Below are 14,117 nucleotides of genomic sequence, written 5' to 3' on the forward strand. Positions count from 1 at the left end.
GGCGGGCGGCGGTCGCGCCGCGACGGACGATCAGGCGCCGAGGGCCCGCCAGCCGACTTCGACCAGGCCCCAGGCCGTCGGCCAGAGGTGGAACAACGCCCAGGCCTTCATCGCCATCGCTACGAAGACTTCGTACAGGAAGATGAAGTAGCCCACCGTCACGGCGAGCCAGAACAGCGCGAACAGGAACATCAGGCCGTCGTCGGCCATCAACGCCAAGGCGGCGCAGATGATGGCGAGCGCCGGCAGCAGGTTGTTCAGCGGGATTCCGCCCACGGGGATCGCCAGCAGCAGCGCGGCGACCACGACGAGCGAGCCGGCGATGCGATGGCCACGACGGCCTTCGGTCCAATGCCCGAGGCGCGGGCGCACGAGTTTCGACGCCCAGCCCAGCACCTTGCGCGCGGCCGCGGCGAGCTGGCGCCACTGGTTCGCATCAAGCTGCGCCTGCGAGAGTGACTCGGGCAGCCACGGCCGCGCATCGCCGCGCGCCAGCTGCCAGCCGATGCCGGCCAGAGCGAGGCCGCCGATCGTGCCGAGGGGGCCGAGCGAGATCGGCTGGAGGAAGGGCAGGCAAAGCACCACGAGGGTGAAGCCGAAGGCCGAGGCACCGCCCGCACCCAGTACTTCGCCGATGCGCGGCGGCACCGGGGCGTTGGCCGCGGCGTCGAGGGCCGCGAGGATGTCCTCGCCGACGCGCTGCACGCGATCAGCCCGGCAAGCGGCGGATGCGCGCGCCGAGCCCGCCCAGCTTCTCTTCGATGTTCTCGTAGCCGCGATCGATGTGGTACACGCGGTCGACGGTGGTTTCGCCTTCGGCGACGAGGCCCGCCAGCACCAGCGAGGCCGAGGCGCGCAGGTCGGTGGCCATGATCGGCGCGCCGGTCATCTTCGGCACGCCGCGGATGATCGCCGTGTTGCCCTCGATGCGGACGTCGGCGCCGAGGCGCGTCAGCTCGTTCAAGTGCATGAAGCGGTTCTCGAAGATCGTCTCGGTGATCACGCCCACGCCCTCGGCGATGGTGTTCATCGCCGCGAACTGCGCCTGCATGTCGGTCGGGAAGGCCGGGTACGGCGCGGTGGTCAGGCTGACCGCCTTCGGGCGGTTGCCGCGCATGTCCACTTCGATGAAGTCATCGCCCGTGTTGACGTGCGCACCGGCCTCTTCGAGCTTCTGCAGCACCGAGTCCATGATGTCGGCGCGGGTCTTCTTCGCCATCACGCGTCCACCGGTCATCGCGCCGGCGACGAGGAAGGTGCCCGTCTCGATGCGGTCGGGCAGCACGTCGTAGTGCCCACCGTGCAGGCGGTCGACGCCGTGGATGATGATCTTGTTGCTGCCGGCGCCTTCGATGCGCGCACCCATGGCGATCAGGCAGTTCGCGAGGTCGACGACCTCGGGCTCCTGCGCGCAGTTCTCGAGTACCGTGGTGCCCTCGGCCAGCGTGGCGGCCATCAGCACGTTCTCGGTGCCGGTGACGGTGACCATGTCGAACACGAAGCGCGCGCCCTTCAGGCGCTTGGCCGAGGCCTTGATGAAGCCGCCTTCGACGAGCACGTCGGCACCCAGCGCCTGCAGGCCGCGGATGTGCTGGTCGACCGGGCGCGAGCCGATGGCGCAGCCGCCCGGCAGTGCGACCTGCGCGTGGCCGAAGCGGGCCAGCAGCGGGCCGAGCACGAGGATCGAGGCGCGCATGGTCTTCACCAACTCGTACGGCGCGATCGTGCTGGTCACGTGGCGCGGATCCGCCGTGATGGTGAGCTTCTCGTCGACGATCAGCTGCACGCCGAGCTCGCCCAGCAGCTCCATCGTCGTGGTGACGTCGTGCAGGTGCGGCACGTTGCCGATCTCGACGGCGCTGTCGGCCAGCAGGGTGGCGCACAGGATCGGGAGGACGGCGTTCTTGGCGCCGGAAATCTGCACTTCGCCGTTCAGCGCTTCGCCGCCGGCAATCACGATCTTGGCCATGTCAGTTCCGGTCGGCTTCGTCAGGGGTGAGGGTACGGAGGGCCAGGGCGTGGATCTCGCCGCCCATGCGCTCGCCAAGCGTCGCGTAGACCATGCGGTGGCGGGCCAAGGGCAGCTTGCCGGCGAAGGCCGGACTGACGACCGTGGCTTCGAAGTGCACGCCGTCGGCGCCCTCGACGTGGACCCGGGCGCCGGGCAGGCCAGCTTCGATCAGCTGGCGCACGAAATCTGCATTCATGGAGGAGGCGAAGAGGGCCGAAGGCCCTGCCGTAAACTAGGAACCTCATTGTACTCCCCGAAGGCTTCCCATGAGTGCTCCAGCGGCCGCCGCCGCCCCCGGATTGCCCGATTTCGCCCGCACCGGCCGGCGCGTGATCGGCGAGGAAGCCGCCGCCCTCTCGGCCCTGGCCAGCCGCCTCGACGGCGCCTTCGGCGCGGCCTGCGCGCGGGTGCTGGCCTGCCACGGCCGCGTCGTGTGCACCGGCATGGGCAAGTCGGGCCATATCGCCCGGAAGATCGCCGCCACGCTCGCCTCCACCGGCACCCCGGCCTTCTTCATGCATCCGGGCGAGGCCAGCCACGGCGACCTCGGCATGGTCACCGAGCGCGACGTCGTGTTGGCGCTGTCCTATTCCGGCGAGAGCGACGAGATCCTGATGATCGCGCCGGCGCTGAAGCGCATGGGCGTGCCGCTGATCGCCATGACCGGGCGCCCGGGCTCGTCGATGGCCCAATTGGCCGATGTGCACCTCGACGTCTCGGTGCCCTCCGAGGCCTGCCCGCACAACCTCGCCCCGACCACCAGCACCACCGCCTCGCTGGCCCTCGGCGACGCGCTGGCCGTGGCGGTGCTCGAGGCCCGCGGCTTCACGCCCGAGGACTTCGCCCGCTCGCACCCGGCCGGCGCCTTGGGCCGCCGCCTGCTGCTGACCATCCGCGACGTCATGCACGCCGGCGACGACGTGCCGCGCGTCGCCGCGGAGGCCTCGATCGCCGAGGCGCTGGTGGTGATGAGCCGCGGCCGCCTCGGCATGACCGCCGTCGTCGATGCGGACGGCCGCCTCGTCGGCGTGTTCACCGACGGCGACCTGCGTCGCGCGCTCGACGACCCGGCGCTGGACGTGCGCGGCGACGCGGTGGCGAAGGTGATGGGCCGCTCGCCCAAGACCATCGCGCCGGACGAGCTCGCCAGTGCGGCCGTCCACGCGATGGAGGAGCACAAGGTCAACGCGCTGGTGGTCGTCGACGCCGAGCGGCGCGTCGTCGGTGCGCTGAACTTCATCGACCTGCTCAACGCGCGGGTGGTCTGAGCCATGGCCTACGCCCACCTCGCCGACTATCCCGCCGATATCCGCGAGCGCGCGGCGCGCGTGCGCCTCGCCTGCTTCGACGTCGACGGCACTCTGACCGACGGCCGCCTGTGGCTCGATGCCGAGGGCCGCGAGCTCAAGGCCTTCGACATCCATGACGGCATGGGCCTGCGCCTGCTCGAAGAGCACGGCGTGCGGGTCGCGCTGGTGACGGCCCGCCACAGCGCCGTCGCGGAAGCGCGCGGGCGCGAGTTGCGCCTCACCGAGGTGCATATCGGCGTCAAGGACAAGCGCGCCCTGCTCGAATCGCTGTGCGCGAAGTACGGCCTCACCCCGGCCGAGACCGCGATGATGGGCGACGACCTCGTCGACCTCGCCGCGATGGGCATCGCCGGCCTCGCCGTCGCACCCGCGAGCGCGCACGCCTGGGTGAAGGAGCGCGCACATTGGCGCACCCGCGCCGGCGGTGGCCAGGGCGCCGCCCGCGAGCTCTGCGACCTGATCCTCGGCGCGCAGGGCAAGGCCGAGGCCGTGCTGGCGGGCTTCCTGCGATGAATCGTTTCTGGCTGGGCGTGCTGCTCGCCGTCGGTGCCGCCGCCACCGGCGTCGCGCTGTGGTGGCTGCGCGAGCCTCCGGCACCGCCCAGCACCGACGCCCGTGCCGACTATCGGCTCGAAGGCTTCGAAATGACCGCCCTCAGGAAGGACGGCAGCGAGGGCTTCACGGTGGTGGGGCCCCTGCTCGAGCGCGACCAGGACGCACAGGTCACCACGCTGACCGAACCACGCTTCGGTTTCCCGGGCGAAGCCCCCGGGCAGCGCTGGGACGCCCGTTCGGCGAGCGCGTGGATCGGCCCCGACAACGATGAAGTCCGGCTGGAAGGCGGCGTGGAGATGCTGGCGCCCCCGGAGGGCGACGGCCGCCAGATGCGATTCAGCACCGACCACCTGAGCGTGTTCACTGAATCGGAGCGGGTGCGCACCGACGCCGCGGTGACCGTCACGCAAGGCCGCTCTATACTTCAGGCGACCGGCCTCGACGTGGACATGCAGGCCAAAACCTACGAGCTCCTCGCCGATGTCGATGCGACGTTCTATTCCGAGCCTTCTCCTCGTCCTGCTGCCCCTGCTGACGTCCCCCGCCCTTGAGGCGCGCAAGAACGACCGCGAGCAGCCGATGAACGTGCGCTCCGACCGCCAGACCGGCGGCCTCGGCGACGACGACAACGTCGTCTTCAATGGCAACGTCGAGATCACCCAGGGCACGCTGCAGGTGAACGCCGCGACGGCCACGGTCGAGCGCCGCGGCGGCGACGTCCAGCGCATCGTCCTCGAGGGCAGCCCGGTGCGGATCCGTCAGGAAAACGATCGCGGCGAGGTCGTCGATGCGCAGGCGGCGCGCGTCACCTACGCGCCCGACGACGAGATCATCCTGCTCGCCGGCGACGCACGCGTGGCCCAGGACCGCGGCGAATTCACAGCCGGGACGATTCGCTACAACCTCGACACCGGCAGCATCGACAGCGGCGGCGACGGCGGCCGCGTGATAACGACCATCCAGCCCAAAGCCCGCCCGGCCGGCAACTGATGCTGTCGGCGCGCGCGCTCTCCAAACGCTACAAGAAGCGCGAAGTCGTCAAGGATTTCGGCTTCGACCTGCACCCCGGCGAGGTCGTCGGCCTGCTCGGCCCGAACGGCGCCGGCAAGACCACCTGCTTCTACATGGTGGTGGGGCTGGTGCCGAGCGACGCCGGTGAGATCCTGCTCGACGGCCAGGACATCAGCACCCTCGCCATGCACCAGCGCGCGCGCCGCGGCGTGGGCTACCTGCCGCAGGAAGCCAGCGTCTTCCGCAGCCTGTCGGCGGCCGACAACGTGCGCGCCGCGCTCGAGCTGCGCGAAGACCTCTCGCCCGCGCAGCGCGAGGCCGAGCTCGGCCACCTGCTCGACGAACTGCACATCGGCCATGTCGCCGAACAGTTGGGCGAGAGCCTCTCGGGTGGCGAACGCCGACGCATCGAGATCGCCCGCGCCCTCGCCGCGAACCCGCGCTACATGCTGCTCGATGAACCCTTCGCCGGCGTCGACCCGATTTCCGTCGGCGAAATCCAGGGGATCATCCGGCACCTGAAGCACCGCGGGATCGGCGTGCTGATCACCGACCACAACGTCCGCGAGACGCTGGGCATCTGCGACCGCGCCTACATCCTCAACGCCGGCACGGTGCTGGCGCAGGGCTCGCCGAACGACGTGCTGATGAATCCCGACGTCCGCCGCGTCTACCTCGGCTCCAGCTTCACGATGTAACGGCGATGAAGCCCGCCCTGCAGGCCAAGCTCGCCACGGCGCTGGCACTCACCCCCCAACTCCGGCAGGCGATCCGCCTGTTGCAGCTTTCGCAGATCGAACTCGAGGCCGAGCTGCAGGCCGCCGTCGAATCGAACCCCCTGCTCGAACTCGCCGAACCGGGCGACGAGGACGGCGCCACCGCCGCGACGCTGGAGGGCAGCTCCGGCGACGAGTCGCCGGGGGATGCGGAGGGCCCCGGCGCCGAGGCGGGCGACGACGTTGCAGGGATCGACGACCTCGGCCACGACGACTGGACGCTCGGCGACGACGAGGCCGGCCCGCGGCAGCGCGACAGCGACGACGACGGTGAGCGCGAGGATGCCGGCGCCGCGCCGGGCCTGCATGAGCACCTCCGATGGCAGCTCCGGATGAGCGTGCACTCCGCCCGCGACGAGGCCATCGGCGAAGCCGTGATCGATGCGCTGGGCGACGACGGCTACCTGCGCGAACCGCTCGACGCCCTGCCCGCCGCCCTGCCCTCAGCGCTCGAAGTCACGCTCGACGACGTGCGGGCCCTGCTGCGCCTCGTGCAGCAGTTCGACCCGATCGGCTGCGGCGCGCGCGACCTCGCCGAGTGCCTCGGCCTGCAGCTGGCCGCCTTGTCCTCGGACACGCCGGGCCTGGCCCTGGCGCAGCGGCTGGTGGCCGGGCACCTCGACGCCATCGCCCGGCAACGTCCGGACCGCCTCGCCGCGGAACTCGGCGCGGATCCGGCAGCCGTGCTCGAAGCGATCGCCTTGGTGAAGTCGCTCGACCCGAAACCCGGCGCGCGCTTCGACGGTGCACCGGCCGAGTACGTGCAGCCGGATGCCATCGCGCTGAAGCAGCGCGGCGTCTGGCGGGTGCGCATGGCCCGTGGCGGTGGTGGGCTTCGGCTGAACGCGCACTACCAGGGCCTGATCGGGCGCTGCAGCCGTGACGACGACGCCTACCTGCGTGGCCAGCTGCAGGAGGCGCGCTGGCTCATCAAAGCCCTGGAGAACCGCGGCGAGACCCTGCAGCGCGTCGCCGAGGCCATCGTCCGCACGCAGAGCGCCTTCCTCGACCACGGCCTCGAAGCGATGCGGCCACTCACCCTGCGCGACGTCGCCGAGCAGCTCGATCTCCACGAATCGACGATCTCGCGCGCCACGACGCGCAAATACCTGCGGACTCCGCGCGGCACCTTCGAGTTCAAGTTCTTCTTCAGCGCCGGGCTGGCCACCGAGCACGGCGGCGCGGCCTCGTCCACCGCCGTGCAGGCCATGATCCGCAAGATGATCGAGGCCGAACCCTCGGGGAAACCGCTTTCGGATCAAGCGCTTGCCGACGCACTGAAGGCCGAGGGCATCGCCGTGGCGCGGCGCACCGTGGCGAAGTACCGTGAAGGGCTGGGCATTCCGCCGTCCTCCGAGCGCGGGCAACGCTGACACCGAAGTTTGACGTGGGTCCCCTTCGCCCCCTCCCCCGAGGGGCGTATGCTGGGCGCGAAGTGAAGGTTTGTTTGTCCCAGCGAGGAGAACGCGCCCATGCGCCTTGAAGTGAGCGGCCACCAGATCGACATCACCCCGGCCCTGAAGGACTTCGTCACGGCGAAGCTCGAGCGGATATCCCGCCATTTCGACCACCATCTCGACGTGCGCGTCCTGCTTTCCGTCGACAAGCTCCAGCACAAGGCCGAAGCCACGTTCACCCCCCGCGGCAAGGCGCTTCACGCCGAAGCCGAGGCTGCCGACATGTATGCCGCCATCGACCTTCTGGTCGACAAGCTCGACCGCATCGTGCTCAAGGAAAAAGAGCGCATCACCGACCACCACCGCGGCGAATCCGCCGTCCGCTCCGGCAGCTTCGGCTGAAGGCATCGCGGCCCCACCCAGCCCCATCCCCCATGCACCTCCTCGACCTCCTGGCGCCCGCGCGCGTGCTCGCGGGCGCCAAGGTTTCTTCCAAGAAACGCCTGCTCGAACAACTGGCCCAGCTGCTCGGCGAGGGCAATGCCGAGCGCGAACGCGCGCTCTTCGACAGCCTGTGCCAGCGCGAGCGCCTCGGCAGCACCGGGCTCGGCCACGGTGTCGCCATCCCGCACGGCCGCAGTCCGGCACTGACCGTCGCGACGGGGGCCTTCATCCGCCTCGCCGAGCCGGTGGATTTCGGCGCCAGTGACGGCCAGCCGGTCGATCTGCTGTTCGCGCTGGCCGTGCCGGAGCACTTCACGCAGCAGCATCTCGTGCTGCTCGCCCAGCTCGCCGAGATGTTCGCCGACGAAGGCTTTCGCTCGCGGCTGCGCGCGGCCACCGACGGCGACGCGCTGTACCGGCTGGTCGCCGACTGGCGTCCCGGCCACTCCGCGGCGGCCTGAGACGGCCACCGCATGCTGCCGCGCCGACTCAGCGCCCGCGAACTCTTCGAGCAACACCGCGACCGGCTCGGGTTGCGCTGGCTCTCCGGCCAGGCCGGCGGCGATAGGGCCCTCGAAGCCGAGGAGCACCGCACGCGGCGCCCCTCGCTGGTCGGGTACCTCAACGTCATCCACCCGAACAAGCTGCAGATCCTGGGCCGCGAGGAGCTGCAGTGGCTCGATTCGCTCGACGCCCGCCAGCGTTGGGAAACCCTTCAGAAGATCGTCGACTTCCGGCCGCTGGCGCTGGTGATCACCCGCGACCAGGGCTGCCCCACCGACCTGCGCGACATCGCCGAGGAAACCGGCACGCCGCTGTGGATCTCGCCGCAGGCCGGCCATGAGCTGCTGTCGCAACTGCAATACGTGCTTGCCCGTGCGCTGGCGCCGCGCATCACGCTGCACGGCGTGTTCATGGAGATCTATTCCATCGGCGTGCTGATCACCGGCGAATCCGGCCTCGGCAAGAGCGAACTCGCCCTCGAGCTGATCTCGCGCGGCCATCGCCTCGTTGCCGACGACGCGCCCGAGTTCACCCAGATCGCGCCGGACGTGCTCGACGGCACCTGCCCGGAACTGCTACAGGACCTGCTGGAAGTGCGCGGCCTCGGGATCATGAACATCCGCCAGATGTTCGGCGACACCGCGGTGAAGCGGAACAAGTACCTGCGCCTGATCGTCAACCTCGTGCGTCCCGGCGAGGCGGTCGACGTGGAAGGCCTCTCGCGCCTCACCGGCGAAACCGCCGCACGCCCCGTGTTCGGCCTTGACGTCCCGGTGATCAACCTGCCGGTGGCCGCGGGCCGCAACCTCGCGGTGCTGACGGAAGCCGCCGCACGCCTGCACATCCTGCGCGCCAAGGGCGATGACCCGGCGGCCGCCTTCCTCGCGCGCCACTCCGCGCTGCTCGACAAGGCCGCGCCATGAGCCGCTCGCTCACCGTCGTCTCGGGGCTGTCCGGGGCCGGCAAGTCCGTCGCCCTGCGGACGCTCGAGGACCTCGGCTATTACTGCGTCGACAACCTGCCGGCCGACCTGCTGCCCGGCTTCGTCGACAGCGTCGGCGCCAGCGAGACGCACCAGAAGCTCGCGGTCGGCATCGACGTGCGCAACCACCACGCCGACCTGGGCAGCATCGGGCAATGGCTCTCGGCGGTCGGCGAGCGCGGCTACCAGCACCGCCTCGTGTTCTTCGACGCGGCCGACGCGACGCTGGTGAAGCGCTACTCCGACACCCGCCGCCGGCACCCGCTGTCCCAGCTCGGGCTGGCTCTGCCCGACGCCATCGCGCTGGAGCGCCAGGTGCTGCGCCCAGTGCGCGCCTTGGCCGACCACGTGTTCGACACCACGGCGCTCAACGTCCACCAACTGCGCAAGCTCGTGCTCACCGAGCTCGAGGCCGGGCGCCGGCCGGGCCTCACCGTGCTGTTCGAGAGCTTCGCCTACAAGCGCGGCCTGCCGGTCGACGCCGATTTCGTCTTCGACACCCGCTGCCTGCCCAACCCGCACTGGGACCCGGCCCTGCGCCCGCTGACGGGCCGCGACGCGCTGATCCAGGCGCACTTCGCCGGAATCGCCGAGGTGCAGGAGTACGTGGCCGAGGTGCGGGACTTCGTGGAGCGCTGGCTGCCGCGCTTCGAATCCGAAACCCGCAGCTACCTCACGATCGCCTTCGGTTGCACCGGCGGCCGGCATCGCTCCGTGTACCTGGCCGAGACCCTCGCCGCGCATTTCCGCGACCGCGGGCGCGACGACGCCCTGACGTACCACCGCGAACTCGAGTGAGCCCGCGGCGCCGTCGCTTGCCGACGCGCCACGGGGGTTTGCTAAGGTTCGATGCATGGCCGTCGGCATCCTCCTCGTCACCCATCCCGGGCTCGGCAACGCCCTGCTCGAAACCGCGTCACGCCTGCTCGGCAAGCTGCCGCTGGAGGCGCGGGCGTTCGAGCTCGAGTTCGACGCCGACCTCGGCGTGCAGTTGCCGCGCGCCAGCGCCGCGCTGAAGAAGGTCATGGGCGACGATGGCGCCCTGCTGCTGACCGACGTCTACGGCGCCTCGCCGGCCCGGCTGGCGCACCAGCTCACGCAGATCGCCTCGCCCTGCCGCCGCGTGGCCGGGCTGTCGCTGCCGATGCTGTTGCGGGTGATGAATTACGGCGACCAGGGCCTCGAAGACCTGGCGCGAACCGCCGCCAATGGCGGCCGCAACGGCGTGGTGCTCGACGATGCTTGAACGGCAGATCCCCGTCATCAACCGCCTCGGCCTGCACGCGCGGGCCTCGGCCAAGCTCGTGCAACTGCTCGGCGGCTTCAAGGCGCAGGCCACGCTGGTGGGTAGCGGCCGCGAGGTGAACGCGAAATCCATCATGGGCGTGCTGCTGCTCGCCGCCGGCCAAGGCAGCACGGTGACGCTGCGCACCGACGGCCCGGACGAGGCCGAAGCCATGGCCGCCGCGGAAGCCCTGTTCGCTCGACGCTTCGACGAGGAGAGCTGATGCGGCGCGCGCTGGCCGGCGTCGGGGCATCGAAGGGTCTCGCCCTCGGCCGCGCCCGCGTCCGCCACCCGCACGTCCTCACGCTCTCCGAGGAAACCATCGCGCCGGAGGCCATCGAGGCCGAGCTGGCCCGCCTCGACAGCGCGATGCAGGCCGCCCGCGACGAGCTTGGCGGGCTGCGCGAAAAACTCCACGGCGCGCTGGCGCAGGAGATCGGCGAGTTCCTCGACCTGCACGTGCTGATCCTCGACGACCCGGAGCTTCGCGCAGGCCTGCGCGACCTGATCCAGACCGGGCGCTACTCCGCCGACTACGCGCTGAAGCTGCAGCGCGACCGCCTCGCCGCGGTGTTCCAGGCGATGGACAACGACTACTTCCGCACGCGGCTCGACGACCTCGACCACGTGATCGGTCGCGTGCACGCCGCCCTGCATCGCCGCGCGGACGACGGCCAGCTGGGCCTGGCCGGCGAGATCCTCGTCGCCGACGACATCGCCCCGGCCGAACTCGCCGAGCTGTCACGGCAACAGTTGCTCGCCGTCGTCACCCGCGCCGGCAGCCCGCTGTCGCACAGCGCGATCATCGCCCGCGGCCTCCACCTGCCCATGGTGGTGGGCTGTGCCGACGCGCTCTCCCACGTCAACGATGGCGACGCGCTGCTGGTCGACGGCCGCGACGGCCTGCTGGTGGTCGAGCCGCATGCCGACGACCTCGCCCGCTACCACGTCGCCCGGGCGAAGATCGAGAAGAAGCGCGCCCAGCTCGACCGCCTGAAACGCGCGCCGACGCGGACGCAGGACGGCATGGACATCGGCCTGTACGCGAACGGCGAACGGCGCGAAGAGATCGCCGAAGCGCTGGCAATGGGCGCGGACGGCATCGGCCTCTACCGCACCGAGTTCCTGTTCATGGGCCGTGCACAGGTGCCGGACGAGGACGAGCAGTTCCACGCCTACCGCGACGCCGTGCTCGGCATGGCCGGCAAGCCAGTGACCCTGCGCACGCTCGATCTCGGTGCGGACAAGGCCGACAACAGCGGGCTCGCCCTGCGCAACGAGCCCAATCCGGCGCTCGGCCTGCGCGGCGTGCGCCTGTCACTGTCGCGCCCGATGCTGCTTGACGCGCAGCTTCGCGCGATGCTTCGCGCCTCGGCCTTCGGCCCGGTGCGCGTGCTGGTACCGATGGTGACCGCGCGCGAGGAAATCGAAGCGGTCAAGTTCCGGCTCAATGCGCTGGCCGCGCGGTTGCGCGACGACGGCGTGCCGATCGGCGAACACGTGCGCTTCGGCGTGATGGTGGAGGTGCCGGCCGCGGCGCTGACGCTGCTGGACTTCGCCGACCTGATCGACTTCGCCGCCGTCGGCACCAACGACCTCGTGCAATACCTGCTGGCCGCCGACCGCACGCACGAAGCGCTCGATGGCCTCTACAGCGAGCGCCACCCGGCCGTGCTCCGCCTGCTGCACCAGCTGTTCGCGCAGGCGCGCGATGCCCGGCTGCCCATCCATGTCTGCGGTGAACTGGCCGCGCGTGCCGAGGACGTCCCGCTGCTGCTGGCCCTCGGCCTGCGCGATTTCAGCGTGCATCCCGGCGCGGTGCTGGAAGTGCGCGAAGCGATCCGCGGCGCCGACGTCGGTAAACTCCGGCGGCGCGCCGCCTCACTGCTGCAGTGTCGCGAACGCGCCGAGGTCGAGCGCTGGCTGGAGCGGGTGCGCGGCCTCTGAGCTGCCGCGCCGGCGCGCGACTCAATCGGCTGGACAAACCAGCGCGGGCACCGGCTCCGCCGCGACCAGTAGCCGCGTGTTGCGATCGACGAAAAGGATCCAGAGGCCCTCGCGAGCCCAGGGATCAGTGACGAGTTCGCCTTTCGACGTGTTGTCGCGCGCGACGAGCTGGCCGTTCGTGCTGCCCAGCAGGAAGTCGAACTTCGGGTCGGTCCAGTCGGTGACGTCCCAGGTGACGCGCGCGGGGAACGGCTGCGCCGGATCGCAGGGCCCCTCGGCTTGCGGCAAGGCCTCCACCTCGAAACTCACGCCATCGAGCGCCATCGGCGCCGTCGGCACGATCTCGTCCGGCGTGCAGGCGGCGAGCAGCAGGACAGCAGCGGCGATGGCGGTGATTCGCATGGCGGGCGGGTCGGTTCGACGGTGCGCCAGCGTGCCGGAGCCTCGATGAACGCCGCAAGCACGCGCCGCGCGCTGTTCGCCCCCGCGCCCACGGGCCATAATGCGCGCGCCCTGCACGCCCAGGCTCCTCGATGGTCGACGCCGCCCGCCACGAACGCACCGCCCACCAGCTGCGCATGCTGTCGGAGTCCCTCGACAGCGGGCGGCTCGGGCCCGTGCGCCGGTTGGTGAACTCGCTGTCCGCGGCCGAGATCGGCAACCTGCTCGAATCCTTGCCGCCGGCCAAGCGCGACGTGGTCTGGGGGCTGGTCGATCCGGAAGACGACGGCGAAGTGCTGCTGCACGTCGACGACGAGGTCCGCGAGGGCCTGATCGCGGCGATGGACGCCGACGAGCTCGTCGCCGCGGTCGAGGACCTCGACATCGACGACCTCGCCGAACTGATGGAGGATCTGCCGGACACGGTCATCGATGAAGTGCTGAAGTCGATGGACCGCGAGAACCGCGAGCGGCTCGAGCAGGTGCTCTCCTACCCCGAGGACAGCGCGGGCCGCCTGATGAACCCCGACGTGGTGACGGTGCGCGCCGACGTCAGCGTCGACGTGGTGCTGCGCTTCCTGCGCCTGCGCGGCGAGCTGCCGGACAACACCGACCACCTTTACGTCGTCAGCCGTCGGCACCAGTACCTCGGCCGCATCGCGCTGGCCCAGTTGCTCACGCATGAGCCAACGACGCCGATCAACACGCTGATGGATGGCGAGCAGCCCGCCATCGCCGTCGACACCCTGTCCGACGAGGTGGCAAGGCAGTTCTCCGACCACGACTGGATCTCGGCCCCGGTGGTGGACGACAACAACGTGCTGCTCGGCCGCATCACCATCGACGACGTCGTCGACATCATCCGCGAGCAGGCCGATTACCAGGTGCTCTCCGCGGCCGGCGTCAGCGAGGACGAAAGCCTGTTCAGCCCGGTGCTGCGCGCTTTCCGCGGCCGCTTCCTGTGGCTGAGCATCAACCTCGGCACTGCCTTCCTCGCCGCCAGCGTCGTGGGCCGCTTCCAGGCCACGCTGGCCGAAGTGGTCGCCTTGGCGGTGCTGATGCCGATCGTCGCCGGCATGGGCGGCAACGCCGGCACGCAGGTGCTGGCCCTGATGGTGCGCGGCCTCGCCCTCGGCCAGGTCTCCGCCGCCAACCTGCGCACGCTGGTGTGGAAGGAGATCCGCATCGCGCTGATGAACGGCGTGCTGCTCGGCCTTGTGGTCGCCACGGTGACGCTGGCGTGGTTCCGCAGCCCGGGCATCGCCGCGGTGATCTTCGCCGCGATGGTGATCAACCTCGGCTTCGCGGCCTGCGCGGGCGTGCTGGTGCCGATGCTGCTGCGCCGCTTCAACGTCGATCCAGCCGTTGGCGGCGGCGTGATCCTCACCACCGTCACCGACGTGATGGGTTTCTTCGCCTTCCTCGGCCTGGCCACCGTCTTCCTGCTGCACTGA

General features: G+C 70.6%; 18 protein-coding genes. 14 read left to right on the plus strand and 4 right to left on the minus strand.

The window, feature by feature from the left end; all coding sequences use genetic code 11:
• Window positions 1-30: 30 nt before the first annotated feature.
• From O9280_RS14940 to O9280_RS14950, 3 genes are read right to left on the minus strand one after another with little or no spacing between them, the layout of a single operon-like run.
• Complete coding sequence (locus tag O9280_RS14940; protein WP_298344520.1) at window positions 31-705, minus strand: exopolysaccharide biosynthesis protein; 675 nt, start codon at window positions 703-705, stop codon at window positions 31-33.
• Window positions 706-709: 4 nt separating this feature from the next.
• A complete protein-coding gene (gene murA, locus O9280_RS14945) occupies window positions 710-1,969 on the minus strand; it encodes a UDP-N-acetylglucosamine 1-carboxyvinyltransferase (protein WP_298344522.1) in 1,260 nt (419 codons plus the stop codon).
• A gap of 1 nt (window position 1,970) precedes the next feature.
• On the minus strand, window positions 1,971-2,207 hold the full coding sequence (locus tag O9280_RS14950; protein WP_298344524.1) for a BolA/IbaG family iron-sulfur metabolism protein: 237 nt from the start codon (window positions 2,205-2,207) through the stop codon (window positions 1,971-1,973).
• 70 nt (window positions 2,208-2,277) lie between these two features.
• On the opposite strand from O9280_RS14950, the gene O9280_RS14955 reads away from it, so the two are divergent.
• From O9280_RS14955 to ptsP, 13 genes are all read left to right on the plus strand, one after another.
• A complete protein-coding gene (locus tag O9280_RS14955) occupies window positions 2,278-3,279 on the plus strand; it encodes a KpsF/GutQ family sugar-phosphate isomerase (RefSeq protein ID WP_298344526.1) in 1,002 nt (333 codons plus the stop codon).
• Between the two features lie 3 nt (window positions 3,280-3,282).
• Window positions 3,283-3,834 (plus strand): HAD-IIIA family hydrolase, encoded by a 552-nt coding sequence (locus O9280_RS14960; protein WP_298344528.1) that lies wholly within the window; start codon window positions 3,283-3,285, stop codon window positions 3,832-3,834.
• Entirely contained in the window at window positions 3,831-4,427 is a 597-nt protein-coding gene (gene lptC / locus O9280_RS14965; protein WP_298344530.1) for an LPS export ABC transporter periplasmic protein LptC, read from the plus strand. Before O9280_RS14960 ends, lptC begins: the two co-directional genes overlap by 4 nt.
• Window positions 4,363-4,866, plus strand: coding sequence for a lipopolysaccharide transport periplasmic protein LptA (gene lptA, locus O9280_RS14970; protein ID WP_298344532.1), 504 nt, complete (start codon window positions 4,363-4,365; stop codon window positions 4,864-4,866). Before lptC ends, lptA begins: the two co-directional genes overlap by 65 nt.
• On the plus strand, window positions 4,866-5,585 hold the full coding sequence (gene lptB, locus O9280_RS14975; protein WP_298344534.1) for an LPS export ABC transporter ATP-binding protein: 720 nt from the start codon (window positions 4,866-4,868) through the stop codon (window positions 5,583-5,585). Before lptA ends, lptB begins: the two co-directional genes overlap by 1 nt.
• A gap of 5 nt (window positions 5,586-5,590) precedes the next feature.
• Window positions 5,591-7,036 carry an RNA polymerase factor sigma-54 gene (locus O9280_RS14980; protein WP_298344537.1) on the plus strand — a complete coding sequence of 482 codons (1,446 nt, stop codon included), beginning with the start codon at window positions 5,591-5,593 and terminating at the stop codon, window positions 7,034-7,036.
• Window positions 7,037-7,135: 99 nt separating this feature from the next.
• A complete protein-coding gene (raiA, locus tag O9280_RS14985; RefSeq protein ID WP_297866125.1) occupies window positions 7,136-7,462 on the plus strand; it encodes a ribosome-associated translation inhibitor RaiA in 327 nt (108 codons plus the stop codon).
• A gap of 32 nt (window positions 7,463-7,494) precedes the next feature.
• Window positions 7,495-7,965: a PTS IIA-like nitrogen regulatory protein PtsN gene (gene ptsN / locus O9280_RS14990; protein ID WP_298344540.1), complete on the plus strand. Its 471-nt coding sequence runs from the start codon at window positions 7,495-7,497 to the stop codon at window positions 7,963-7,965.
• A 15-nt stretch (window positions 7,966-7,980) separates the two neighbouring features.
• Window positions 7,981-8,931, plus strand: a complete 951-nt coding sequence (gene hprK / locus O9280_RS14995; protein WP_297875493.1) for an HPr(Ser) kinase/phosphatase — start codon at window positions 7,981-7,983, stop codon at window positions 8,929-8,931.
• Complete coding sequence (gene rapZ / locus O9280_RS15000) at window positions 8,928-9,788, plus strand: RNase adapter RapZ (RefSeq protein ID WP_298344542.1); 861 nt, start codon at window positions 8,928-8,930, stop codon at window positions 9,786-9,788. Before hprK ends, rapZ begins: the two co-directional genes overlap by 4 nt.
• A 55-nt stretch (window positions 9,789-9,843) precedes the next feature.
• Window positions 9,844-10,236 carry a PTS fructose IIA subunit family protein gene (locus O9280_RS15005; RefSeq protein WP_297866122.1) on the plus strand — a complete coding sequence of 131 codons (393 nt, stop codon included), beginning with the start codon at window positions 9,844-9,846 and terminating at the stop codon, window positions 10,234-10,236.
• The gene (locus O9280_RS15010; protein ID WP_298344544.1) at window positions 10,229-10,498 is read left to right on the plus strand and encodes an HPr family phosphocarrier protein; all 270 of its coding nucleotides are present in this window, start codon (window positions 10,229-10,231) and stop codon (window positions 10,496-10,498) included. Before O9280_RS15005 ends, O9280_RS15010 begins: the two co-directional genes overlap by 8 nt.
• Entirely contained in the window at window positions 10,498-12,222 is a 1,725-nt protein-coding gene (ptsP, locus tag O9280_RS15015) for a phosphoenolpyruvate--protein phosphotransferase (protein ID WP_298344546.1), read from the plus strand. The genes O9280_RS15010 and ptsP overlap by 1 nt, the downstream gene beginning before the upstream one ends.
• Before the next feature lie 21 nt (window positions 12,223-12,243).
• Here the strand turns inward: ptsP and O9280_RS15020 are convergent, their stop codons facing one another.
• Window positions 12,244-12,624 carry a hypothetical protein gene (locus O9280_RS15020; RefSeq protein ID WP_298344548.1) on the minus strand — a complete coding sequence of 127 codons (381 nt, stop codon included), beginning with the start codon at window positions 12,622-12,624 and terminating at the stop codon, window positions 12,244-12,246.
• A gap of 131 nt (window positions 12,625-12,755) precedes the next feature.
• On the opposite strand from O9280_RS15020, the gene mgtE reads away from it, so the two are divergent.
• Entirely contained in the window at window positions 12,756-14,117 is a 1,362-nt protein-coding gene (mgtE, locus tag O9280_RS15025; RefSeq protein ID WP_297875456.1) for a magnesium transporter, read from the plus strand.

The organism is Silanimonas sp., assembly GCF_027531545.1.
Classification (GTDB): domain Bacteria; phylum Pseudomonadota; class Gammaproteobacteria; order Xanthomonadales; family Xanthomonadaceae; genus Silanimonas.